We start from the raw sequence: 22,753 nt of genomic DNA on the forward strand, positions 1-22,753 counted from the left end.
GTATGATTCGCCCGCTAAAAATTATCGTTTTATCTGTTGGTATTGTAAGTGGGGAGCTCCCGGATGGCCACGTTGCTGGCAATTGAAACTTCGGCCGATGCCTGCTCGCTGGCGCTATTGCGGCAGGGAGAGTTGTTGGAGAAGCACGAAATTTTGCCGAAGTCCCACACCCAGCACATTCTTCCCATGGTCGATGCGTTGCTGGCCGAGGGCGGTCTGCGATTGAGTGCACTCGATGGTATCGCCTTTGGGCGTGGCCCTGGCTCGTTTACCGGCTTGCGGGTTTGTGCGGCGGTGGTGCAAGGGCTGGCGCTGGCGAGTGAGTTGCCCTGTATTCCCGTATCGAGTTTGCAGGCTCTGGCGCAGACCGCGAAAAGCCGGTGGTCATTGGCGGATGGCGAGGTTATTACCAGTTGCGTTGATGCGCGGATGGACGAAATCTACTGGTGCCAATACCGCGTGGTTAACGGAATCGCTCAAGCGTTTCAGACTGAGCAACTGAGCGCGCCGGAGGCGATGCTGCCGGGTGAGCAGGCACAGTATGTGGTTGGCTCCGGTCTGAGCTATGGCGATCGACTTTCAGGCGTGAGTGGCGTTCAGGATGCCGAACTATTGGCTCGCGGTGGCGCGGTTGCCGAGCTTGGCGCCGTCGCGCTGAAGGATGGAAACGCCGTCAGTGTGGAGCAGGCCATCCCGAGCTATCTGAGAGACGACGTCGCCTGGCGTTGATTTAACCTTTCACATAATTTTGAGGGATCACCCCTGATGGATCTATTGCAGGCACTTATTCTGGCTGTTGTTCAGGGGCTAACCGAGTTTCTGCCGGTTTCCAGTTCCGGGCATCTGGTTTTGCCCGCGGCACTGCTCGGCTGGCAGGATCAGGGCCTGGCTTTCGATGTGGCAGTGCATTTCGGCTCTCTGCTGGCGGTGGTGCTGTATTTTCGCAAGGATATTGTTGAGCTGCTAATGGCGTGGTTGAAAAGCCTGGGCTCGCGCCAAGCTACGGATAACAGTCGTCTGGCCTGGTGGGTCATTGTGGGAACACTGCCGGCCGTCATTCTGGGGCTTTTGCTCGATGATCTGATCGAGGTCCATTTACGAACAGCTTGGGTGCTGGGAACGACCACGCTGGTCTTTGGCATTCTGCTGGGCTTTGCTCAGCGCTTCGCGGCGGACAAACGCTGTCGTGATCTGACATTAGCCATGGTTCTGATTATCGGCTTTGCTCAGGCCTTGGCACTGGTGCCCGGCACGTCTCGCTCCGGGATCACGATTACCGCCGCGGCGTTTCTCGGCTTGAGTCTGGTAGAAGCCTCCCGCTTTTCTTTTCTTCTGTCGATTCCCGTGATTTCCGGTGCGGCACTGCTTAAATCCCTGGATCTGTTCGGTGCGGGTAATGCGATTGACTGGGCTGTACTCCTCAGCGCCATGGCCCTGTCCGGGGTTACGGCATTTTTATGCATCGGCTGGTTTATGCGTTGGGTTGAACGCATCGGTCTGGTACCGTTTGCGGTGTATCGAGTGCTGCTGGCGGCTGCGATTTTTGCTACTGCCTACAGCCAACTTTAGGGCAAACAGATGACTCAGAAAGATCCCCAACCGGGTTCATTGAAAACCACGTTTATTGGTCTTGGCGTGATGGGTTTTCCCATGGCCGGGCACCTAGCCGCGCGCCATGAGGTGACGGTTTTTAATCGCAGTGCGGATAAGGCCAGTCGTTGGACCGAACATTATGCGGGGCAGCGAGCGGAAACGCCGGCAGAGGCGGTGAAAGACGCGGATATGGTGTTCTGCTGTCTCGGCGCCGATGAAGATGTTGAAGCGATACTGACAGGAGAAGGTGGCGTGTTGAACGCCATGAAGTCGGGCTCGCTGTTGTGTGATCACACCACGACTTCAGCGGAGCTGGCCCGTCGCATGGGCGTAGCGGCGACAGAAGCGGGTGTCCGGTTTGTGGATGCACCGGTTTCCGGTGGTCAGAAGGGGGCCGAAGACGGCGCCCTGACGATCATGATGGGTGGAGCAGAAAAGGATTGTGATGAATTGCTGCCGGTACTCGAATGCTACGCAAAGCGTGCCCGCCGACTCGGTGAGGTAGGAGCCGGGCAGCTGACCAAAATGGTTAACCAGATTTGTATTGCCGGGCTGGTACAGGGTTTGGCAGAAGGCATTCAGTTTGCCAAAAAAGCTGGCCTTGACCCGGCGGAAGTCGTCGATGTGATTTCCAAGGGCGCTGCCCAATCCTGGCAAATGGAAAACCGCTACCAGACGATGATTGAAGGTCAGTACGACTTCGGTTTCGCGGTGGAATGGATGCGCAAGGATCTCAATTACGCGCTGGCGGAAGGCCGGCGCAATAAAAGCCATCTACCGGTCACAGCGCTGGTGGATCAGTTCTACAGTGAAGTTGAATCGCTGGGCGGTGCGCGCTGGGATACCTCCAGTCTGCTGGCCCGCCTGGAAAACCTTTCGCGGACGTCTTGATGATCGAACAGAACGCATTTAATGAAGACATGCTGGCCTTTCTTGAGGCCAGCCCAACCCCTTTTCACGCGGTCGCCGAAATGAGTAGGCGACTGGTCGAAGCCGGTTTCACGGAGCTCAATGAGGCTGATGCCTGGCAGTTGAAACCGGGGGGTAAGTATTATGTGCAGCGAAACCAGTCTAGCCTGGTGGCCTTTGTTTATGGGCAGAAGCCGCTGCTGGACGGAGGCTGGCGGCTGTGGGGGGCGCACACGGATAGCCCTTGTCTGAAACTCAAACCCCATGCGGATTTGGAAAAGAAAGGCTATCGGCAGTGGGGCGTGCAGGTGTATGGCGGTGCGCTGTTAAACCCGTGGTTTGACCGGGATCTTTCCTTGGCGGGGCGAGTGCACTTTAAAACGTCTGAGGGCAAACATCGACGCTGTCTCATCAACTTAAAACGACCGATCGCGATTATTCCCAGTCTGGCGATTCATCTGGATCGCGAAGCCAATAACTCGCGCACGGTGAATCCGCAGACCGATATGCCGCCGATTGTCTGTCACAACGAAGGCGATACGGATCTGCAGAGCCTCTTGCTTGAGCATCTGCGCGGCAGTGGCTACGCAGTAGCCAATGAAGTGGTGGACTTTGATCTCAGTCTGTTCGACACCCAAGCGCCGGCACAGGTAGGTTGGCGCAATGAATTTATTGCCAGCGCTCGACTGGATAACCTGCTGTCCTGTTACGTTGGGCTGGCTGGTTTGCTCGCTGCCGGCGACGCGACACACAGCGTACTGGTCTGCAATGATCATGAAGAGGTTGGCAGTCAGTCCGCCATTGGCGCGCAGGGCCCGATGCTTAAAGCCATCCTCAAGCGCATTGTGGGCAGTTATGAAGACTTTGAGCGTGCGATCAATCGCTCGCTGATGGTATCGGCGGACAATGCCCACGGTGTTCATCCGAACTATGCGGATCGCCATGACAATAATCACGGCCCTTTGCTGAATGCGGGGCCTGTTATCAAAATTAATGCGAATCAGCGTTACGCCAGCACCAGTGAGACCAATACGCTGTTTAGTGCGTTCTGCAAAGCCTGCGATGTGCCGGTTCAGCAGTTTGTGATTCGCAGCGATATGGGGTGTGGTAGCACTATTGGCCCGATTACGTCTTCGGAGCTGGGCGTGCGAACCGTGGATATTGGTGTGCCGACTTTTGCCATGCACTCCTGTCGGGAGTTGGCAGGAAGTAGCGATGCGCACGGTCTGGCCAAGGTGGCTCGGCACTTTATGGCCTGCGAAACCCTGCCGGAGGTATGAAGGGAGGCGTTATCTGAGTCCGCGACTGCGGACTCAGATGAGCAGATAGGCTATCAGAGCTTGAATTCGGGTTTGCGTTTACCCTTGAAGGCCTCAATGCCTTCACGCCCATCAGCTGTATTCATCACGCTGGCGATACCCTGTGACTCCAGTTCCATTTGAGTCTCGAGACTCTCGTTAAAGGTTGAGGCCAGCAGTTTTTTCACCATGCCATGAGACAGACGCGGTCCAGCGGCTAATTGGGCGGCCATCTTGCTGGCCTCTGCCATCAATTCGTCGTCGGCAACCGCGCGCGTTACCATGCCCCAGTCCTCGGCTTCCGCTGCGGTCAGGCGGCGGTTGGTCAGCATCAGTTCCTGAGTGCGACGCAGACCAATCAGGCGGGGCAGAAAATACGTCGAACTGCCGTCGGGGCTGGCACCGATACCCGTATAAGCCATAGTGAATTTCGCTGATTCGGCGGCAAGTACAATATCGCCGATCAGGGCCAGACTGAAGCCCGCTCCCGCCGCCGCGCCATTTACCGCAACGATAACGGGTGCATTCATGCGCGTCAGCCGTGAAATGGCAGCGTGCAGATAAGCGGTGATTTCTTTAATCACGCCGCCCACCTGATCTCCAGCCTCGGCAAAGGCTTGAATATCTCCACCAGCGCAGAACAGCTTACCGTTACCGGTGAGAATCAGTGCGCGGATAGTGGCAGATTCACTGATTTCAATGGCGGCCTGCATCAGCTCGCGCGCCAGCTCTACATTCAGGGCATTGGCCGCATCGGGACGGTTCAGGGTCAGGGTGGCGACGCCATTGGATTCTTCAAGGGTCAGCGTGTTGTAGGTGCTCATGGCCGTTGTCTCACGATCGTATCAATAGAAGCAGGCGAGACTAGAGGAGCCGATGGCAGGGGTCAAGAGATCCGGCAGTTGCCTGCCGGATCGAAAGGGCTTACCAGATCAGTTGCAGACGGGTAGAGAAGGCATTGCCATCGTCTTCGCCGTTGGCATCGTCTTCATCCAGCTCGGTCATGATGTAGTTGGCAGACAAACGAACATTTTTGTTCACGTACCAGTTCACACCGACAGTCACGTTGTCGAAGGCGTTTTCAACCGCACCGGTGCGGTCGTCGTCGATTTCTCCGTGCTCAAACTTGGCAACCAGCTCAACGGCACCGTTGGCGCCTTTCGGGCTGATCTTGTCGAAGATACCTTTCTTGGCTTTGTAGCTGCGAGATTCGCCGGTCAGAGTCCAGGTGCCTTGCACGTAGTAACCGCTGTATTCCACTTCGTTAGTGTCGTCTTCCCAGGTTGAGCTGACGTACTCTGACTGCAGCGAGAAGGGACCGGTCATCCAGGCGGCTTCAAGGCCGTATTGAATATGGTCATTGGCATTGAGTGTGTTGGCCAGATTGATTTTATCTGCGGTGTGAACACTCAGGCGCTCAGTAAACTTAACTTCTACCGGGTTTGCATCATCGATATCCGATTTAAATACCGCCGCGCCCAGATGAAAAACCTGGTTGTCTGTGACGATAGGAGCAAAAGTGGCTCTGCCCACGAGATTGTAGAGCTCGCTACCATTCTCGTCTTGTTCGCCCTCATACAGTCCGAATGCCCAGCTGTAGTTTTTTCCGCCGTTGCTGAGCTGAATATTCTGCTCGCTACGACCGGCTCTGACGAACTCAACCATTGCTGAGCGCTCAATTGTGGAAATGTGTTTGGAGCTGACCAGCTCCTCAAGGCCGAAGGGGAACTTGTATTTACCTACGGTGATGTCAGCAAAATCCCAGCCAGTGTACTTAATATAGGCATCTTCAAGTTGGTTTTTCTCACCACTGTTGGCATTGAAGGTGTACTGAAACTTATAGTGCCAATCACTGTAAACGGTGCCCTTGAAGGCCAAGCGAGAACGGCGGAGTTCACTGCCAAAGGCGTTGCTGCCCGGGTCTGAGTGGCTTGACGAGTTGTGGTGCACGCCACTGTAATAGTCAGTATCCCACATCATGCGCCCATCAATAGCGAAGCTGAAATCGCCATCCTTGGTTGCAATGCTCAGGTCACCCTTTGAGCCAATAACCAGATCGTCGCCTTCGGTCGTTACCGTTCCGGCAAATGCTGCGCCGGACAGGGCGGCAATCGACAGGGCCAGCAGTTTTTGTTTCATTGCACAGTCTCCAGAATCATTTTGGTTATAGACCCGAGCGTTGTGGACGCAGCAAGGTCATGCGTGTTTCACGTTTTGGAATGGGGCTGTGGGCTCCAGACTTGGGCGCCATTATGTGAATGAAATGTTTCAGTATTATTAAAATAAGTGAGTTTCTTCATTTAAATGACACCTTGGTGTCATTGACGTGTTTTTTAAACGTCATTTTGTGGGGCTGTCAAGCGGCTCAGCCTGTGAAACTTAAATTATGTTTTCCACAGAATCTGTGGATAAGTCAGTGGGTAAAATGTCGAATTCTCCGTCTACCAGCGGTGGAATGCGCCTTTCAGCAAATTGGATAAAAATTCGACACAATTTAAATATCCATTAAAAACAATAAGATACGTATTTTTCTGGATATTTATTAGCAGCTGGCCTCGAATCGGTGCACAATTTTTCGGCAAGCCGTTGGCTTGTGAATAAATGTTACCCATCGGTGCACTGTTTTGTAACGTGTTACCGCACATACCGCGAAATACGGGAAATAGTGATGTTACGGGGTAACACTTATTGCACAGAAGAGTGGGGTGTGCATCTCAGCCGCGGTAGACACACCCACTGGTGCAGGTCTCGCGAATTTCGACCGCACTCAGTTGGGGCAGCAGAGGCTTAACCTCATTCCAGATCCAGATGGCGAGATTTTCGCTGGTTGGATTTTCCAGGCCTGGAATGTCATTGAGGTAGTGGTGGTCCAGGCGGTCGTAGACGGGTTTAAAGACGGCTTTGATATCCGAGAAGTCCATGATCCAGCCCCGCGTGGGATCAAGGTCGCCGCTGATGGTTAGACGCACGTGAAAACTGTGGCCGTGCAGTCGGCTGCATTTATGCCCGACAGGCACATTCGGCAGTCGATGTGCGGCTTCAAATGTAAATTCCTTGAAAACGTCCACGGCGGGTTCCTGATCCAATTCGCGGCTATGGTAATGCTCTGTCTGCGGCTTGTACAGGCACAGCTAATTCCCTGAAAATGCTCAAATAACGGTCGAATTGCGCAGCATTTAAGCAGCTTTCAAAAAACTTTAAAAAACTTCAGATTAGCGTTTGACACGCACCGGGTTTCCGGTAGAATGCGCACCACTCGTTCGGGGGGTGGTTAGCTCAGCTGGGAGAGCATCTGCCTTACAAGCAGAGGGTCGGCGGTTCGATCCCGTCACCACCCACCATATAACGAGCTTTTTGTGAAGCGGACCGGTAGTTCAGTTGGTTAGAATGCCGGCCTGTCACGCCGGAGGTCGCGGGTTCGAGTCCCGTCCGGTCCGCCAACACAAAATAAAGAAGCCCGCCATTGAGCGGGTTTTTTTATGCCTGTAATTCCTGCCTCTGCAGGCTTGATAGAGCAGGCCTGCGTTTGTGGCGCAGGCCATTAATTCCTCTACAGCTTCAGCTTAATCATCATTCGATACATCTTGTCGAAAAAGTCGCCGTAGGGTGGGGCCATCATCAGTAGTCCGCTCATCGGGCCCTGTTTGAAGATGGGGCGCATTTTCGAGAACTCCACGAACCCTTCATACCCGTGATAGTGGCCCATGCCGCTGTTGCCGACGCCGCCAAAGGGCATGTCGTGCTGGGCAACGTGTACCACGCTGTCGTTCAGGCACATGCCGCCGGAAAGCGTGTTGTAGATAACCTTGTCCTGCAGCTTTTTGTTGTTGCTGTATAGATAGAGTGCCAGTGGCCGCTCATTGCTGTTGATGTACTCGATCACTTCGTCAATGGAGTCGTAAGGTTTGATCGGCAGCAGCGGGCCAAAGATTTCCTCCTGCATAATCGTCATATCGCCATCTACATCGCACACCACGTGCGGCGCTATTTTGCGCAGGCTGTCGTCATTGGCGGCCTGGTCCAGCAAGTTGATGGCCTTGGCACCTTTTGCCGTTGCGTCGTCCAGTGTCTGCTTCAGGCGCTGGTAAGATTTCTCGTCGATGATTGAGGTGTAATCAGGTGTATCGAGGCGCGGATAGCGCTGCTGCAGAACTTTTTTGGCGGCTGCAACAAAAGCTTCGACTTTACTGCGGGGCACAAAGACATAATCCGGTGCCACACAGGTCTGGCCGGCATTGAGGTATTTGCCAAATAGGAGGCGCTCTGCAGCCGTGTCGAGGGGGTAGTCTTCGGCCACGATGGTGGGGGATTTGCCACCGAGTTCCAGGGTGACGGGCGTCAGGTGTTTGGCTGCGGTGGCCATGACGGTTTTACCGGTAGCAGGTGATCCGGTGAAGATCAGATGGTCCCAGGGGCGATCGGTAAAATCCTGTGCTGATACGCCCGGAATGACACACAACACCGAATCGTCAAAGGCTTCACTGATCAGCTTGTCCATCAGGCGCGCTAGCGTCTGGGAGTTGGACGCCATCTTGATAATGCAGCGGTTGCCGGCGGCCAGCGCGCTGATTGCAGGGCTAAGAGCGAGAAACAGTGGGTAATTCCACGGAGTGACAATGCCAACCACACCCTTGGGTTGGGGGATAACGATATTTTTCGCGCCAAAGAAGGCCATGCCTACGTGACGCTTCTGCGGTTTGATCCACTTCTTCAGGCGTTTGCGCGTGTAATGGCAGCCGCTGATCAGGCCGAAAATCTCCAGTACCTTGGATTCTTGAGCCGCGCGATTACCAAAATCGGCGCTGATCGCCTCGGCAATTGCATCCTGATTGTCTTCCAGCAGGCTGGCTAGTCGATCGAGGTGCGCGATGCGCTCTTGCAGACTGGGGTAGGCCGCCTGACGGGATGCCTGTTTTTGACGCGCAAAAACGTCGTCAAGACGGGAAGTTTTGCTTTCGGTAGACGGCTGTTCAGACGCCGTGGTGGCGGTGGCTAGATTGCTCATCTCAACTCCTTTCTGGCCAAGTATCGGCTTGGTTGTTATATGTGCACACATGCTATGCTGATCTGGCCTTGGAATAAACAGTCGATTTGTCCCCTGATGCCATCCTTAAGGCGCTAAAGTAGAGTAATAGGAGGCGGCGGGCACTCTGCTGCTACAGTACTGTGATATCGTTCCCTGTTAAGTGTTTGATTCAGGGTTATTATTGACCGGATAATCTGCAGCCGGACCAGTTGTCCAAAGCGGCATCACGTACGGAGCGAATATGCTCGATATACAGGCGGGAACCAACGAAGCGGTCATATTTTTCAAGTCCGACTTGGTGGATAAGGAAATCCTGTACCCCGAGTTTGAGGCGGTGTTGGACGGCTTTATCGGCCTGCCAGACTATGCCAACCGCGTTGTCAAAGCGGCCTTTCTGCAAATCAGTCCGCGCCTGACCATTCAGGCAGCGGTGTTTTTTACCGTGCCCTTTACCGAAGATGGGCAGGTTGATCCCACATGGAATATCCCGCTCCAGCATCTCGCTGATCACGGTCTTGAAGGGCCGGATCTGGGGGATGGCAAAATCCGTCTGGCCTGCCGAAGCGTGTGCCCGGTTGCTTGGTATAAGGAGCAGCTGTGGAATCCTGACATGCAAGGCAGCATGACCACCTTTGATTTGCTGGTCAGTGCGGTCAAGCGGAACAAGCTGGGCTTGGTCGCCCAGCGCACCGCGCGAAGATCAAGTCAGTCTCAGCCGCCGGTCACATCCGCACCGGCGTTTAATGCCTCGAACTCAAATAATAGCCCGGATCTTCAGCAACCCCGGTTTAATCGTAAATATCGTCGTCGCCTTGAGGGGCTTCGCAAACAGTTTTTATTGGAGCAGAAAGCGCAGGCCGAGCGCGCCCGGCGGCAGCGTGAAAAGCTGGAGGCTGGCTATGTGGGGCGATTGGCGGAAGGCGACCGCGTTGTTCAGGAGCTAAAACAGCGCCTTGCCAAATCTCGGCGTCGCGAGCTGAAAATGAAAGAGGCGCTGGACAAGTATGAATCCCAGTTTAATAAAATTCGGGATCGCTACGAGGAATCTCTAAAGCGCGGCAGTTCGGAATATGCGGCGGAGGTTGCGGTTCTTCGGGAACAGTTTGCGACGGATCTACAAGAGAAGCTCAATGCGCAGGCAGATGATTTGGGCGAGCGCATCGCCATGCGTGAATCCGAGCTGCATTATCGCGATCAGCAGATCGCAAAACTCCGAGAAGAGTTGGCGCAAGCCAAAAAAGAAATTGGATCGCTAATGAAGAACGACAGTGGTCAGGTGCTGCAGCGCATGACCGACAGTGGTATTACCTTCGTTGCGTTCCATCCTGGTATTGAACATCTGGTTCTGCCGCCCGCAGAAATCACCGCTTATCTGAACAATCCCACGGCCTTCGTTGCTGATCGCTGCGGGGTGAGCGAAGAGCGCTATCGCGAGTGGCTGATGCACTATCGCTTGCCGGTGTGCCGTCATAAAGCAGAGAGTGGTCAGGTTTGTGCCGAGCCCATCGATAAGGTGCTTAAGCCTTTCTATTTCCGTCCGGGAGAGAGCGACTGCTGCCCCTTGCATCGCAAGGTTATGGAGGTAGATGACGCTGAAGGCTCTTTGACTGACAAGACTCCCTTGCCACGTTGAAGTCCCCGTCACTGACTGTTCCTCCCCTTGCTCTAGAAGTGCTGCAGGATGAGCGCCTAGGGAATACGCGGCTGTGGATTTGTCGTCTCGATCTTCTCGCCGGGCCGGCCACCGGGAATAAATGGTTCAAGCTTCTTCCCAATCTTCGCTACGCTCAATCTCAGGGAATTCGCCGCGTCGCTTCCTTTGGCGGTGTTTGGTCTAATCATCTGGATGCTCTGGCGCGAGCAGGTGCGGCCTTCGGTTTATCTACAGTGGGGTTCGTTCGCGGCTATGCTGATCAGCCTTTGACGCCTATGCTACGCGACGCCAGAGCGCAGGGGATGGAGCTGGTTTTCCTGTCCCGTTCAGACTACCGGCGGCGCAACGACCCGCAGTTTCTCGCGTCACTTTGCAGCCAATACCCCGAAACCTATTGGGTGCCCGAAGGGGGAAGTAATTGTCAGGGAGTTGCGGGTTGTCGATTGCTTGGGGAAGAGCTGGGGGAAGAGCTGGGTAAGCTGGCTGTGTCGAATCAAATCGATAAAGTCGCTCTGGCCTGCGGCACGGGTGGCTCATTGGCGGGTATTGCACAGGGCCTGGCTGAGTGCGGTGCGGCCAAGGCGGTGGGCTACGCTGTGCTAAAACCCGGCGACTTTCTGCGGGAGGCCGTTCGCGAGTATCAGCAGCAGGCCGGAGGCGTCAGAGATAACTGGTCAATCGTCACCGACTATCACGGTGGCGGCTATGCGCGCTGTGGGCCCGAGCTCCAGCAGTTTATTGAAGACTTTTATCTGCGCCACAAAATCCCGCTCGACCCGTTATACACAGGCAAGCTGATGTGGGGCTTGTTTCAGGATATTGCGCTGGGTAAATATGCGGGGGAGGGGGTGCTTGCCCTGCACACCGGAGGTCTGCAGGGGCTTCGAGGCTATCCGGACTTACTTGCCAATCTGACCGAGATGGGGTTTCAAGGTCTGTAGCAGGGGCTTGAGCACTTTGGGGTTGGCCGCGACGATATTGCCTTCTTCATAAAACTGGCTGCCGCCCTGAAAATCGCTGACCAGACCGCCCGCTTCCTTGATCAGCAAAATGCCGGCGGCAATATCCCACTTGTTCAGGCTCACTTCCCAGAAACCGTCCAGTCGTCCTGCGGCGACATAGGCCAGATCCAGTGCGGCGGCACCGGCGCGACGAATGCCTGCGCTCTGTGAGGCCACGGCAGCCAGGCTGGCGCTAAAGGCGGGAATCAGATGGTCATTGCGGTTCTTGTAGGGGATGCCAGTGCCCAGTAGAGCGCCTTCCAGCGAGGTCAGGTTGCTGACCCGGATGCGACGACCATTCAGTTGGGCACCGCGACCGCGGCTGGCGGTAAACTCTTCGCGGCGGATCGGGTCCAGAACCACAGCGTGTTCGATCACGCCTTTGTGCAGGCAGGCGATGGAGACGCAGTAGTGGGGAATGCCGCGAACAAAGTTGGTGGTGCCATCCAGAGGGTCGATCACCCACTGATAGTCGGAGTTGCCTTCGTCACTCAGGCCGGATTCTTCACCCAGTATGGCGTGGTCCGGGTAGGCCTTCTTGATGTGGTACACAATCTCGCGTTCGGCAGCGCGGTCAATGTCGGTCACAAAGTCATTAGTGCCTTTGGTCTCGATCTTGAGTCGCTCGGTCTGTTCTGCGGCGCGGGCAATGATTTCCCCTGCCTTGCGCGCGGCGCGAAGCGCAATGTTTACCATCGGTTGCATGTAGTAAGGGCCTTGGTTCTAAAGAGCTTGGACGTTGATGCGTCGTGAGGCGCGCGATTATAACAGAGAGATGGCGGGGATGAGAGTGCTAAATTATGTGCCCGACATGTGTGCTCTGAATTGTCTCATCGGGGGCTTCCTGATAGACTGACCACCCATCTCACGGGGGCTGGGAAACGCTTCTTCTCGCGCCTCTAACCCTCTAAACCTGCACACTCTTTTTAAAGGTAGTACATGGCGCGTTTTATCTTCGTGACCGGTGGTGTTGTTTCTTCGTTGGGCAAGGGTATTGCCTCGGCATCACTCGGGGCAATTCTTGAGGCTCGGGGCCTCAATGTCACGGTACTCAAGCTCGATCCCTATATTAACGTTGACCCGGGTACCATGAGCCCCTTCCAGCACGGTGAGGTTTTTGTCACCGAGGATGGCGCGGAAACGGATCTGGATCTTGGCCACTATGAGCGCTTCCTGCGCTCGAAAATGGGCAAGCGCAACAACTTCACTACCGGCCGGGTCTACGAGACCGTGCTGCGCAAGGAGCGCCGCGGTGACTACCTCGGTGGCACCGTTCAGGTCATTCCCCATATCACCGATGAAATCAAACGCCGGGTTATGCTCGGTGCGGGTGATGCGGATATCGCGATTGTTGAGATTGGCGGTACCGTGGGTGACATTGAGGGTCTGCCGTTCTTCGAAGCTGCCCGTCAGATGCAAGTCGAGCTGGGCGCCAAGAATGCCATGCTGATGCACCTGACGCTGGTGCCCTATATTGCGACCGCCGGTGAGACCAAAACCAAACCGACCCAGCACTCGGTGAAAGAGCTGCGCTCTATCGGCCTGCAACCCGACATTCTGCTGTGCCGCTCAGATCATGAAATTGACGAGGGCTCGCGTCGCAAGATTGCCCTGTTCACCAACGTCGAACCGCGCTCGGTCATTCCACTGCCAGACGCGGACTCCCTGTACCGCATTCCGTCCATGCTGAAGTCGCATGGTCTGGACAGCATAATCGTCGAGCGCTTTGGCATTGATTGCCCAGAGGCAGACCTGTCTGAATGGAACGCGGTTATCGAAGGTGATCTGCATCCCGATCAGGAAATCACCATCGCCATGGTCGGCAAGTACATGGAGCTGATCGACGCCTATAAATCCTTGAACGAAGCCCTTTCGCACGCGGGCATTCATTCCAAGACCAAGGTCAATATTCGCTACATTGATTCCGAAGAAGTCGAGACCAAAGGGGTTTCGGTACTCGACGGTGTGCAGGGCATACTTGTGCCGGGCGGTTTCGGTAATCGCGGTGTGGAAGGCAAGGTGCTGACCGTTAAACACGCACGCGAAAACAAGATTCCCTATCTGGGCATCTGCCTGGGTATGCAGGTAGCGGTTATCGACTACGCCCGTCATGTGGCTGGTCTGGAAGGTGCCAACAGCACCGAGTTTGTTCAGGACGCCGAGCACCCGGTGGTGGCACTGATTACCGAGTGGCAGGACGCCAGCGGCAAGAAAGAAACCCGCGACGAGAATGCTGACCTGGGTGGCACCATGCGCTTGGGTGGTCAGGAGTGCGGTCTGGTGGCTGGCACCCGTGCCTGTAAGGCCTACGGCTCCGAGCGCATTGTTGAGCGCCACCGTCACCGCTACGAAGTGAACAACAATTACCTTGAGCAATTGCAGGGAGCCGGCCTGACCATTTCCGGTTGGTCATCGGACGGCTCGCTGGTCGAAGTGGTTGAACTGGAAGATCACCCCTGGTTCATCGCGTGTCAGTTCCACCCGGAATTTACCTCGCGTCCCCGTGAAGGCCACCCGTTGTTTAACGGTTTTGTGGGTGCCGCGCTGGAGCAGCTGGGTAAGCAGGCATGACAGCCGCAGACAAAACCATCGACGTTGCCGGTCTCCCAGTAGCCAACGACCGGCCGTTTACCCTGTTTGGTGGTATGAACGTCCTGGAATCTCGTGATATGGCTATGCAGGTCGCCGAGCACTACGTTCAGGTCTGCGAAAAGCTGGGTATTCCCTACGTCTTCAAGGCTTCCTTCGACAAGGCAAACCGATCTTCCGTGCATTCCTTTCGCGGTCCGGGCATGGATGAAGGCCTGAAAATTTTTCAGGAAATAAAATCCACTTTCTCCGTTCCCGTCATCACCGACATTCATGAAATCCATCAGGCCGCTCCCGTCGCGGAAGTTTGCGATGTGCTGCAGCTGCCAGCCTTTCTGGCGCGGCAGACCGATCTGGTGAAGGCGATGGCCGAAACCGGCGCGGTCATCAATATTAAAAAGCCGCAGTTTCTGAGCCCGGCGCAGATGAAAAATATCTGTGAAAAATTTGCCGAATGCGGCAACGAACAGTTGATGCTGTGCGAGCGCGGCAGTAATTTCGGCTACGACAATCTGGTGGTCGATATGTTGGGTTTTCACACTATGCGCGAAGTCAGTGGCGGGGCGCCGCTGATTTTTGACGTAACCCACGCATTGCAGTGTCGCGACCCGATGGGGGCCGCTTCAGGTGGCCGCCGCCATCAGGTGGCCGAACTGGGCCGCGCCGGTATGGCACTCGGCTTGGCGGGGCTTTTCCTTGAAGCCCACCCGGACCCGAGCAAGGCCAAGTGTGATGGTCCCAGCGCCTTGCCGCTGGACAAGCTCGAACCCTTTCTGGCGCAGATGAAGGCGGTGGACGATACCGTTAAGCAATTGCCCGCCCTCGATATTCAGTAACGCTAACCGAATTCTATTGATCTATCTGGAGAACATTCATGGCAGAAATCGTTGATATTAAGGCCTTTGAGGTGCTGGACAGCCGGGGCAACCCCACTGTTCAGGCCGATGTTGTACTGGCTTCTGGTGCGATCGGCACCGCGTGTGCACCGTCTGGTGCGTCAACCGGTTCGCGCGAAGCGCTGGAACTGCGTGACGGCGACAAAAGCCGCTACTTGGGCAAGGGCGTGCTGAAGGCCGTTGCCAATATCAACACAACCATTCGCGATCTCTTGATGGGCCGTGATGCAGAAGATCAGCGTGCGATTGATCAAGCCATGATCGATGCGGACGGTACCGAGAACAAAGGCAAGCTGGGCGCCAACGCCATTCTGGCGGTGTCACTGGCTACTGCCAAAGCGGTTGCCGCCGAAAAAGGCATTCCTCTTTACCAGCACATTGCTGATATCAACGGCACGCCCGGTGAATACACCATGCCGGTACCGATGATGAACATCCTGAACGGTGGTGAGCACGCCGACAACAACGTCGATATTCAGGAATTCATGGTGCAGCCAGTTGGCGCCGACAGCTTTGCCGAAGCCCTGCGTCAGGGTGCTGAAATCTTCCACGCCCTGAAGAAGGTGCTGGTCAGCCGCGGTCTGAACACCGCCGTAGGTGACGAGGGTGGTTTCGCACCGAACCTGCCGTCTAACGAAGCGGCACTGGAAGTGATTGCCGAAGCCGTTGCCAATGCCGGTTACAAGCTGGGTGAAGACATCACGCTGGCGCTGGATTGTGCGTCGTCTGAATTTTACAAAGACGGCAAATACGATCTGGCCGGTGAAGGTAAAGTCTTTGATGCTGCCGGTTTCGCCGAGTACCTGGATGGCCTGAGCCAGAAATACCCGATTATCTCCATCGAAGACGGTATGGATGAGAGCGATTGGGAAGGCTGGGCGATTCTAACCAAGCGCATTGGCGACAAGGTACAGTTGGTGGGCGACGATCTGTTTGTGACCAACACCAAAATCCTGAAGCGCGGTATCGACGAGAAAGTCGGCAACTCCATCCTGATCAAGTTCAACCAGATCGGCTCGCTGAGCGAAACGCTGGATGCGATCAAGATGGCCAAGGACGCAGGCTTCACTGCGGTTATTTCTCACCGCAGCGGTGAAACCGAAGACACCACTATTGCCGACCTCGCGGTTGCGACAGCGGCAGGCCAGATCAAGACCGGCTCGCTGTGCCGTTCCGACCGGGTTGCGAAGTACAACCGTCTGCTGCGTATTGAGGCAGAGCTGGGTGCGGCCTACCGCGGTCGGGATGAATTCAAATCCTGATCGCTGATTCGCGGGGGACGCCGGTGATCAGACGCAATTGGCTGCTGTTCGCCCTGTTGGCGGTGTTGCTTTGGTTGCAATTCCGCCTCTGGTTTGGTCCCGGCAGCTGGGAAGAAATTACCCGGCTGCGCCGCGAAATCGCGCAGCAAGAAGAAACCAACGCTGAGCTGCGCGCCCGCAATGAAAAGCTCTCACGCGAAGTGCAGAGTCTGAAATCCGACCTTGGCACCGTTGAAGAACGCGCTCGGCGAGAGCTTGGTTTAATTAAGGAAGGTGAAACCTTTTATCTGATTGTCGAAGAGGATAAAAAGCCTTGACGGCAACGCCCTCGCACTTCTGGGCTGTGGTGCCCGCTGCTGGTATTGGCAGCCGCATGCAGACCGAAACGCCCAAGCAGTATCTCAACCTTGCTGGCAAAACCGTCCTGTCTCGCAGTCTCGGGAAACTGTTGGCGGTTCCCTTCATTGAGAGAATCATGGTGGCACTGTCGCCCAATGACGCCGTGTGGCCCAGCTTGCCAGAGGCGTCTGAGTCGCGAATCTCGACAGTGGCCGGTGGTTCTGAGCGGGCTGATTCCGTTCTGGCCGCACTGAAAGCCCTCGACAGTTACGCTGCGCCTGATGATTGGGTGCTGGTGCATGATGCGGCGCGACCCTGCGTGCAAAGTGCAGCGATCAGTCGAATGCTGATAACGCTCGCCGATCACCCGGTAGGTGGCATTATGGCAACGCCGATCGCCGACACCGTGAAGCAGGTCGACGCTGAACAGGGGATTGCGGCAACGCTTGATCGTTCCCGCCTCTGGGCCGCACAAACGCCTCAATTGTTTCGTTATGGTCTATTGGTGGCAGCGCTGGAGAAAGCACTTGATGCCGGCGTGACGGTCACCGATGAAGCCTCAGCCGTAGAGTGGGCGGGACATACACCCAAGCTGTTTTCCGGCAGCCGAACCAACCTGAAAATTACGGTGCCTGAAGATCTGCATTTGGCAGAACTGATTCTGGCCGCCGAAGGGGAGTAGCCGCGTGGCGCAGATCAGAATCGGACAGGGCATTGATGTTCATAAATTCGGAGAGGGTGACGCCGTTTTTCTCGGCGGTGTGCGAATTGATTGCGATCAGGGTCTGATTGCCCACTCAGATGGCGACGTGGTGCTGCATGCGCTGTGTGATGCCTTGCTAGGCGCATTGGCGCTCGGCGATATAGGCAAACACTTTCCCGACACCGATCCCCGTTTCGCCGGCATCGACAGTCGCCAGCTGCTGCGCCATGTCTATGCACTCATCGGCGAGCAGGGGTATTCGCTGGCTAATGCCGATATTACCGTTGTCGCTCAAAAGCCCAGACTGGCGCCGTACATTGAAAGTATGTGCAAAACCATTGCAAGCGATTTGCAGGTGACGACTTCACAGATCAGCGTCAAGGCGACGACCAGCGAAAAGCTGGGTTTTACCGGCCGTGAAGAAGGCATTGCCGCCTTTGCTACGGTGTTGGTTGAGGTGCGCTGAGTGCTGCCTTACGCGTGGGGCGAGCCCACGGTTCGAGGCCAGCTTCGGGTAGAACCCGAACATTTTCAGGTGACTGAAACCCTTGACCTAGAATTTACCGGCGCCGGTGAGTTTGACTGGGTGTACGTTGAAAAACGTGAGCTAACGACTCCTGAAGCGGCTGAACTCTTGCAACAGTTTTCGGGTGCTCGAGACATCAGTTACTCCGGAATGAAAGACAAAGACGGCATTACGCGACAATGGTTCAGCCTGCAAATGCTGGGTCAGCCCAGTGCCGACTGGAGCACCTTTGATCACCCCGCACTGAAAGTTCTCGACTCCCAGCGCCATCAACGAAAATTGCGTCGCGGCACCCATCGCTACAACCATTTCCAGTTGGTCTTGGCGGGCGTTGAACACGGTCACATCGCTGCGCGCATTGAGCGTATCGCGGAACACGGTTTCCCCAATTACTTTGGCGAACAGCGTTTTGGCCGCGAGGGTAACAACCTAGAGCAGGCGCGGCGTTGGCTCACGAGTCGACGCAAGGTATCGCGCTTTAAGCGCGGTTTATGGCTGTCGGTGCTGCGGGCGCATCTGTTTAACTCGGTTGTTGCGGAGCGGGTAAGACAGGGCAATTGGAACAAGCCCTTGGACGGCGATTTATTCTGCCTCGGGGATGGCAATAGCGTGTTTCAGGAAAGCGATAGTGCTCTTGCCAAAGCGCGCGTAGAGGCCGGTGAAATTCACCCCTCGGGTCCGCTGCCTGGCAAGGTGGGGCGTACGCACGTTACCGAAGAAGCGCTGGCGCTGGAAGATAGTGTGTTGGCAGCGGAAGAGGGCGTGGTCGCTGCGCTGGTTGATCGGCGGGTCGATGCAGCGCGCCGGCCGCTGCGGGTACTGCCGCTTGGATTGACTGCCAGGGCGACAGAGCCCGGTTGTCTCATTGAATTCAGCCTGCCTAGAGGCTGCTTCGCCACCGCGCTTGTGCGAGAATTAATAGATTATCAAACAGTGACTCCATCGGTATGACGCAGTTAAACCTAGGCGGGATCGGGATGACTTCCCAGCGTACCCGCGACCGTCTGATCAACCGCCTCAAGGAACAGGGCATCGACGATCAGCGCGTACTCGACGTTATGGGGCGTACCCCCCGACATATCTTCCTGGACGAAGCACTTTCTCATCGCGCTTACGAAGACAGTGCCTTGCCGATTGGTTATCAGCAGACCCTGTCGCAGCCCTACATTGTCGCGCTGATGACCCAGCTTCTGTTGAGCGTAGGGGAGCGCACTCGGGTGCTGGAAGTTGGCACTGGTTCCGGTTATCAGACGGCGATTCTGGCACAACTGGTTACCCGTGTTTACACCGTGGAGAGAATTCTGCCGCTGCAGGAAAAAGCGCGCGAGCGCATGCGCACGCTGGGCTTGAGCAACGTTCATATGAAGCATGCCGACGGTGGCATGGGGTGGGAAGATCGAGGCCCTTACGATGGCATTATTGTCACGGCGGCACCGGAACAGATTCCGGTCGCGCTGAAAGAACAGCTTGGCGAGGGCGGTGTACTGGTGATTCCGGTGGGCGATAGCCGGGGACAGAGTTTGCAGTTACTCAAAAAACAAAACGGTGAGCTGGAAGAAGTGTCGATTACTCCGGTCATGTTTGTGCCCTTGCTGGAAGGTATTGTTGGCCGATGAAGCCCGCTGGACTTTTTATCCGCGGATTGGCCATGGGGGCTGCCGACGTGGTTCCCGGTGTTTCTGGCGGTACGGTTGCCCTGATTACTGGAATCTACGAGCGTCTGATCCGCAGTCTGAGTGCGTTCAATTTGAGCTTGCTGCAGATGATACTGAAAGGGCGCTTCAGCGATGGTTGGCATCATGTCGATGGCAAGTTTCTACTGGTGTTGTTTGCCGGCATAGGTACCAGCCTGTTCTCGCTGGCCAAGATCATTACTGCGGCGCTTGAACATCACCCGCATGAACTCTACGGCTTTTTTATGGGGCTGATTCTTGCATCCTCCTTTGTTTTGGCGCGAGATATTCAGCCTTGGCGTCCCGTGTGCTGGGCAGCACTGGCTGCGGGTTTGGTGTTGATGCTGCTGGTGTCGGAGCTGCGCCCCGCGAGTCCGGAGGTTGGCCCACTGATGCTGTTTGGCGCCGGCGCTATCGCTATCTGTGCCATGATTTTGCCCGGTATTTCGGGTAGTTTCCTGCTGCTGGTGATGGGCGTATATCCGGTTGTGTTGGAGGCCGTTGAGTCACTGGATCTGGCGACCTTGGTAATTTTTGCGTTGGGCTGTGGTGTCGGGCTGCTGTCGTTTGTGCGTCTGCTGTCGTGGTTGTTAACTCACTATCGTCTCAGCTTGATGGCATTTTTGGTCGGCGTATTACTGGGCTCGCTTAAGGTGTTGTGGCCGTGGCAGGTGGAGGGGCAAGCAAATTTTCCTCCGCTGACTGATACCAGCCTACCTGCACTTTGTTTTGCCGGTGGTCTGGTGCTGGTTTTGGCCTTGGCCCGGCTTGGAAATCGTCAGTTGCAAGCAGCCTGAGGCGGTATTTTTAAGATTTTTTTTTCATAAAACGTAGCGAGCTTGACTTTTCTAGTTATTAAAATTGAGAGAAAAGTCCCGGCCTTTTGTGTAGAACCGTGTCATATATCAAGGTTGGCTTTAAGCAAACTGACCGGGGAGAACAATTATTTTACGCGCCACTAAGCCTGAAAATTCATTGTCTTGGCTGCGTTTTTTAATCCGCTGCGTGGCCTTCATTTCGATGGCAGTGCTATTCCCGGCTTGTACTTCTGGCCCCAATTACGCCCCAGTCCAGGATCTTCACTCTCCTCCTGAACGGGTGCCCCAGCACTATGTTGTTCGTTCAGGCGACACACTTTTCTCTATTGCTTTTCGTTATGGTTTGGACTTTCGCGGGTTAGCAGCTGCTAACGGAATAGGACGGGGCTACGCTATTTATCCAGGCCAGAAACTGCGGCTGGAAGACAAGGCCGCAAGTGTGACAACCGTGGCACCGGTCGTTAGTTCAACGCCGGTATTGCGACCTACTAACACCCCCGCGAAGGCGAAGCCCACGCCGACGCCGCCTCCACAAAAACCTCGACCAACAGCGTCTTCAAAAGCGCCCGCGCAAAGTGTTACCGCGCCGGTGTCGACTTGGTTATGGCCAACAGATGGTCGCGTTGTACAAGGTTTCAATAGTTCTCAGTACGCACATAAGGGTATTGATATCGCTGGAAAATTGGAGCAGCCTGTCAATGCAGCTGCAGCAGGGATAGTGGTGTACGCAGGCAGCGGTTTGGTCGGATACGGCAAGCTGCTAATCGTGAAACACAACGACCGTTACCTCAGTGCATACGCTCACAACAATCGCCTTTTGGTCAAAGAAGGCGAGTCGGTAAAACAGGGGCAGACCATTGCCCGCATGGGTGATACCGGTACCGACAGCGTAAAGCTGCACTTTGAAATACGAAAAGACGGCAAGCCGGTGAACCCGGTGAAGCTGCTGCCAGGACGGTAATGACAGAGATTATCAAGGGACTCAGGGGCATAACGTAGCGCGCCGGGCATCATCAAAGTTGTAGAAGTCAGTCGCGCAGACAATCAGGCACGCAGACAGACAGAGACAACAAAAGGATGTTGCCATGAGCGTAGATGCTGAAGAAATTTCAACGGAAGAACCCCCGGTCGACGTGATGGTTCGCAGCGAAGACGCTGACAGCTCTCCACTCCGAAAGAAAAGACGCCGAGAATCCCAAGGCGAACTCGATGCCACCCAGCTTTATCTCAATGAAATAGGCTACTCGCCGTTACTGACGGCCGAGGAAGAAGTGCACTTCGCGCGCCTTGCGCAGCGAGGTGATGAGGCTGGCCGCAAACGCATGATCGTGAGCAATTTGCGTTTGGTGGTGAAAATCGCGCGCCGCTACACCAATCGAGGTCTGACCCTGCTCGACCTGATTGAAGAGGGTAATCTGGGCCTGATTCACGCGGTCGAGAAGTTCGACCCCGAGCGAGGCTTTCGCTTCTCCACCTATGCCACATGGTGGATTCGTCAGACCATTGAGCGGGCGCTGATGAATCAAACGCGCACCATTCGATTGCCAATTCATGTGGTCAAGGAACTGAATGTATACCTGCGCGCGGCCCGTGAACTCACACAGCAGCTTGATCACGAACCCACCGCTGAAGAAGTCGCCAAACGGGTTGATAAGCCGGTGGCCTCGGTGGAGAAGATGCTGGGCCTCAACGAGCGGGTGGGCTCTGTCGACGTGCCCATGGGTCGTGAATCCGACAAGCCGCTGCTGGAGTCCATTGCCGACGAAGCGGCGCAGGACCCGGCAGATCTCCTGCAGGACGACCATTTGAAAGAAGCTATTGGTCAGTGGCTGGACGAGCTCAACGAAAAGCAACGCGAAGTGCTGGCCCGCCGCTTTGGCCTGCGCGGACACGAGCCGGCAACGCTGGAAGAAGTGGGTGCTGAAATCGGACTGACCCGAGAGCGGGTGCGGCAGATTCAGGTTGAGGCTCTGAAAGCACTCCGCGCGATCTTTGAGCGTCGGGGGGTCAATCAGGAGGCGGTATTTAACTGAGGTTTCAGCTAAATACCCGGACATAAAAAAAGCGGCTCAGGCCGCTTTTTTTATGCTCGAACGAAGAGTGTTTATCGTTCCAGATGCTGAAGTTTGCCTTCCACACCGGCCCACTCTTCGGCATCCGCCGGGGGCTCTTTCATTTCGGTGATGTTTGGCCAGATTTCAGCCAGTTCCGCGTTCAGTTCCAGAAAGACTTGCTGATCTTCCGGCAGCTCATCTTCAGAGAAAATCGCATCTACCGGGCACTCGGGCTCACACAGGGCACAGTCGATACACTCGTCGGGGTGAATGACCAAGAAGTTCGGGCCTTCGTAAAAACAGTCGACGGGGCACACTTCTACGCAGTCTGTGTGCTTGCACTTGATGCAATTTTCCCCAACCACAAATGTCATATTCTGCCTCTTTATACTGTCTGAACCAGCCCGGCCTG

The 22,753-nt window shown here is 55.5% G+C and carries 23 protein-coding genes and 2 tRNA genes; 19 read left to right on the forward strand and 6 right to left on the reverse strand.

Going from position 1 to position 22,753, the window contains the following annotated elements; genetic code table 11:
* Positions 1 to 63 precede the first annotated feature (63 nt).
* Genes tsaB through FHR99_RS01250 form a run of 4 tightly spaced genes read left to right on the forward strand, consistent with a single transcriptional unit; the run spans position 64 to position 3,782 of the window.
* Positions 64 to 729, forward strand: a complete 666-nt coding sequence (gene tsaB / locus FHR99_RS01235; RefSeq protein ID WP_183408730.1) for a tRNA (adenosine(37)-N6)-threonylcarbamoyltransferase complex dimerization subunit type 1 TsaB — start codon at positions 64 to 66, stop codon at positions 727 to 729.
* Positions 730 to 765: 36 nt separating this feature from the next.
* Positions 766 to 1,569, forward strand: a complete 804-nt coding sequence (locus FHR99_RS01240) for an undecaprenyl-diphosphate phosphatase (protein ID WP_183408731.1) — start codon at positions 766 to 768, stop codon at positions 1,567 to 1,569.
* A gap of 9 nt (positions 1,570 to 1,578) precedes the next feature.
* A complete protein-coding gene (locus FHR99_RS01245; RefSeq protein WP_183408732.1) occupies positions 1,579 to 2,484 on the forward strand; it encodes an NAD(P)-dependent oxidoreductase in 906 nt (301 codons plus the stop codon).
* The gene (locus FHR99_RS01250; RefSeq protein WP_183408733.1) at positions 2,484 to 3,782 is read left to right on the forward strand and encodes a M18 family aminopeptidase; all 1,299 of its coding nucleotides are present in this window, start codon (positions 2,484 to 2,486) and stop codon (positions 3,780 to 3,782) included. Before FHR99_RS01245 ends, FHR99_RS01250 begins: the two co-directional genes overlap by 1 nt.
* A 53-nt stretch (positions 3,783 to 3,835) precedes the next feature.
* Here FHR99_RS01250 and FHR99_RS01255 read toward each other — a convergent pair whose 3' ends face one another.
* From FHR99_RS01255 to queD, 3 genes are all read right to left on the reverse strand, one after another.
* Entirely contained in the window at positions 3,836 to 4,624 is a 789-nt protein-coding gene (locus tag FHR99_RS01255) for an enoyl-CoA hydratase/isomerase family protein (protein WP_183408734.1), read from the reverse strand.
* 100 nt (positions 4,625 to 4,724) lie between these two features.
* Entirely contained in the window at positions 4,725 to 5,939 is a 1,215-nt protein-coding gene (locus tag FHR99_RS01260; RefSeq protein WP_183408735.1) for an OprO/OprP family phosphate-selective porin, read from the reverse strand.
* Between the two features lie 575 nt (positions 5,940 to 6,514).
* A complete protein-coding gene (gene queD / locus FHR99_RS01265) occupies positions 6,515 to 6,868 on the reverse strand; it encodes a 6-carboxytetrahydropterin synthase QueD (protein WP_183408736.1) in 354 nt (117 codons plus the stop codon).
* 197 nt (positions 6,869 to 7,065) lie between these two features.
* Here queD and FHR99_RS01270 point away from each other — a divergent pair.
* Positions 7,066 to 7,141: transfer RNA gene (locus FHR99_RS01270), tRNA-Val, on the forward strand.
* Between the two features lie 22 nt (positions 7,142 to 7,163).
* Positions 7,164 to 7,240, forward strand: a tRNA-Asp gene (locus FHR99_RS01275).
* Positions 7,241 to 7,350: 110 nt separating this feature from the next.
* On the opposite strand, the gene FHR99_RS01280 is transcribed toward FHR99_RS01275, so the two are convergent.
* The gene (locus FHR99_RS01280; RefSeq protein WP_183408737.1) at positions 7,351 to 8,805 is read right to left on the reverse strand and encodes a coniferyl aldehyde dehydrogenase; all 1,455 of its coding nucleotides are present in this window, start codon (positions 8,803 to 8,805) and stop codon (positions 7,351 to 7,353) included.
* Between the two features lie 262 nt (positions 8,806 to 9,067).
* Here FHR99_RS01280 and FHR99_RS01285 point away from each other — a divergent pair, with 262 nt between their 5' ends.
* Both FHR99_RS01285 and FHR99_RS01290 read left to right on the forward strand, forming a co-directional pair.
* A complete protein-coding gene (locus FHR99_RS01285) occupies positions 9,068 to 10,459 on the forward strand; it encodes a hypothetical protein (protein WP_183408738.1) in 1,392 nt (463 codons plus the stop codon).
* A gap of 38 nt (positions 10,460 to 10,497) precedes the next feature.
* On the forward strand, positions 10,498 to 11,421 hold the full coding sequence (locus FHR99_RS01290) for a pyridoxal-phosphate dependent enzyme (RefSeq protein ID WP_183408739.1): 924 nt from the start codon (positions 10,498 to 10,500) through the stop codon (positions 11,419 to 11,421).
* On the opposite strand, the gene FHR99_RS01295 is transcribed toward FHR99_RS01290, so the two are convergent.
* Entirely contained in the window at positions 11,380 to 12,186 is an 807-nt protein-coding gene (locus tag FHR99_RS01295) for an inositol monophosphatase family protein (protein WP_183408740.1), read from the reverse strand. The two genes, FHR99_RS01290 and FHR99_RS01295, sit on opposite strands and share 42 nt — an antisense overlap.
* Positions 12,187 to 12,420: 234 nt before the next feature.
* Here FHR99_RS01295 and pyrG point away from each other — a divergent pair, with 234 nt between their 5' ends.
* From pyrG to rpoS, 11 genes are all read left to right on the forward strand, one after another.
* Positions 12,421 to 14,052, forward strand: a complete 1,632-nt coding sequence (gene pyrG / locus FHR99_RS01300) for a CTP synthase (RefSeq protein ID WP_183408741.1) — start codon at positions 12,421 to 12,423, stop codon at positions 14,050 to 14,052.
* The gene (gene kdsA / locus FHR99_RS01305) at positions 14,049 to 14,906 is read left to right on the forward strand and encodes a 3-deoxy-8-phosphooctulonate synthase (protein ID WP_183408742.1); all 858 of its coding nucleotides are present in this window, start codon (positions 14,049 to 14,051) and stop codon (positions 14,904 to 14,906) included. The genes pyrG and kdsA overlap by 4 nt, the downstream gene beginning before the upstream one ends.
* A 38-nt stretch (positions 14,907 to 14,944) precedes the next feature.
* Complete coding sequence (gene eno / locus FHR99_RS01310) at positions 14,945 to 16,228, forward strand: phosphopyruvate hydratase (RefSeq protein WP_183408743.1); 1,284 nt, start codon at positions 14,945 to 14,947, stop codon at positions 16,226 to 16,228.
* 23 nt (positions 16,229 to 16,251) lie between these two features.
* Complete coding sequence (gene ftsB / locus FHR99_RS01315; RefSeq protein ID WP_343067317.1) at positions 16,252 to 16,545, forward strand: cell division protein FtsB; 294 nt, start codon at positions 16,252 to 16,254, stop codon at positions 16,543 to 16,545.
* Entirely contained in the window at positions 16,542 to 17,249 is a 708-nt protein-coding gene (gene ispD / locus FHR99_RS01320; protein ID WP_183408744.1) for a 2-C-methyl-D-erythritol 4-phosphate cytidylyltransferase, read from the forward strand. Before ftsB ends, ispD begins: the two co-directional genes overlap by 4 nt.
* 13 nt (positions 17,250 to 17,262) lie before the next feature.
* Positions 17,263 to 17,736 (forward strand): 2-C-methyl-D-erythritol 2,4-cyclodiphosphate synthase, encoded by a 474-nt coding sequence (ispF, locus tag FHR99_RS01325; RefSeq protein WP_183410073.1) that lies wholly within the window; start codon positions 17,263 to 17,265, stop codon positions 17,734 to 17,736.
* Positions 17,737 to 18,747, forward strand: coding sequence for a tRNA pseudouridine(13) synthase TruD (truD, locus tag FHR99_RS01330; protein ID WP_183408745.1), 1,011 nt, complete (start codon positions 17,737 to 17,739; stop codon positions 18,745 to 18,747).
* Positions 18,744 to 19,412, forward strand: coding sequence for a protein-L-isoaspartate(D-aspartate) O-methyltransferase (locus FHR99_RS01335; RefSeq protein WP_183408746.1), 669 nt, complete (start codon positions 18,744 to 18,746; stop codon positions 19,410 to 19,412). The genes truD and FHR99_RS01335 overlap by 4 nt, the downstream gene beginning before the upstream one ends.
* Complete coding sequence (locus FHR99_RS01340) at positions 19,409 to 20,266, forward strand: DUF368 domain-containing protein (protein WP_183408747.1); 858 nt, start codon at positions 19,409 to 19,411, stop codon at positions 20,264 to 20,266. Before FHR99_RS01335 ends, FHR99_RS01340 begins: the two co-directional genes overlap by 4 nt.
* 223 nt (positions 20,267 to 20,489) lie before the next feature.
* Positions 20,490 to 21,248 (forward strand): peptidoglycan DD-metalloendopeptidase family protein, encoded by a 759-nt coding sequence (locus FHR99_RS01345; protein ID WP_183410074.1) that lies wholly within the window; start codon positions 20,490 to 20,492, stop codon positions 21,246 to 21,248.
* An 82-nt stretch (positions 21,249 to 21,330) separates the two neighbouring features.
* The gene (gene rpoS / locus FHR99_RS01350) at positions 21,331 to 22,320 is read left to right on the forward strand and encodes an RNA polymerase sigma factor RpoS (protein WP_343067468.1); all 990 of its coding nucleotides are present in this window, start codon (positions 21,331 to 21,333) and stop codon (positions 22,318 to 22,320) included.
* Positions 22,321 to 22,391: 71 nt separating this feature from the next.
* Here the strand turns inward: rpoS and fdxA are convergent, their stop codons facing one another.
* Positions 22,392 to 22,715: a ferredoxin FdxA gene (gene fdxA / locus FHR99_RS01355; RefSeq protein ID WP_183408749.1), complete on the reverse strand. Its 324-nt coding sequence runs from the start codon at positions 22,713 to 22,715 to the stop codon at positions 22,392 to 22,394.
* Positions 22,716 to 22,753 lie beyond the last annotated feature (38 nt).

It is taken from the genome of Litorivivens lipolytica, from assembly GCF_014191715.1.
Classification (GTDB): Bacteria; Pseudomonadota; Gammaproteobacteria; order Pseudomonadales; family Spongiibacteraceae; genus Litorivivens; species Litorivivens lipolytica.

Bases quoted from the DNA above. Each gene is read 5' to 3' on its own strand.
- kdsA (WP_183408742.1), top strand. From the start codon at position 14,049: ATGACAGCCGCAGACAAAACCATCGACGTTGCCGGTCTCCCAGTAGCC.
- FHR99_RS01240 (WP_183408731.1), top strand. From the start codon at position 766: ATGGATCTATTGCAGGCACTTATTCTGGCTGTTGTTCAGGGGCTAACC.
- eno (WP_183408743.1), top strand. From the start codon at position 14,945: ATGGCAGAAATCGTTGATATTAAGGCCTTTGAGGTGCTGGACAGCCGG.
- FHR99_RS01335 (WP_183408746.1), top strand. From the start codon at position 18,744: ATGACGCAGTTAAACCTAGGCGGGATCGGGATGACTTCCCAGCGTACC.
- FHR99_RS01285 (WP_183408738.1), top strand. From the start codon at position 9,068: ATGCTCGATATACAGGCGGGAACCAACGAAGCGGTCATATTTTTCAAG.
- pyrG (WP_183408741.1), top strand. From the start codon at position 12,421: ATGGCGCGTTTTATCTTCGTGACCGGTGGTGTTGTTTCTTCGTTGGGC.
- FHR99_RS01340 (WP_183408747.1), top strand. From the start codon at position 19,409: ATGAAGCCCGCTGGACTTTTTATCCGCGGATTGGCCATGGGGGCTGCC.
- FHR99_RS01260 (WP_183408735.1), bottom strand. From the start codon at position 5,939: ATGAAACAAAAACTGCTGGCCCTGTCGATTGCCGCCCTGTCCGGCGCA.
- fdxA (WP_183408749.1), bottom strand. From the start codon at position 22,715: ATGACATTTGTGGTTGGGGAAAATTGCATCAAGTGCAAGCACACAGAC.
- FHR99_RS01250 (WP_183408733.1), top strand. From the start codon at position 2,484: ATGATCGAACAGAACGCATTTAATGAAGACATGCTGGCCTTTCTTGAG.
- FHR99_RS01295 (WP_183408740.1), bottom strand. From the start codon at position 12,186: ATGCAACCGATGGTAAACATTGCGCTTCGCGCCGCGCGCAAGGCAGGG.
- FHR99_RS01245 (WP_183408732.1), top strand. From the start codon at position 1,579: ATGACTCAGAAAGATCCCCAACCGGGTTCATTGAAAACCACGTTTATT.
- FHR99_RS01255 (WP_183408734.1), bottom strand. From the start codon at position 4,624: ATGAGCACCTACAACACGCTGACCCTTGAAGAATCCAATGGCGTCGCC.
- FHR99_RS01345 (WP_183410074.1), top strand. From the start codon at position 20,490: ATGGCAGTGCTATTCCCGGCTTGTACTTCTGGCCCCAATTACGCCCCA.
- FHR99_RS01280 (WP_183408737.1), bottom strand. From the start codon at position 8,805: ATGAGCAATCTAGCCACCGCCACCACGGCGTCTGAACAGCCGTCTACC.
- tsaB (WP_183408730.1), top strand. From the start codon at position 64: ATGGCCACGTTGCTGGCAATTGAAACTTCGGCCGATGCCTGCTCGCTG.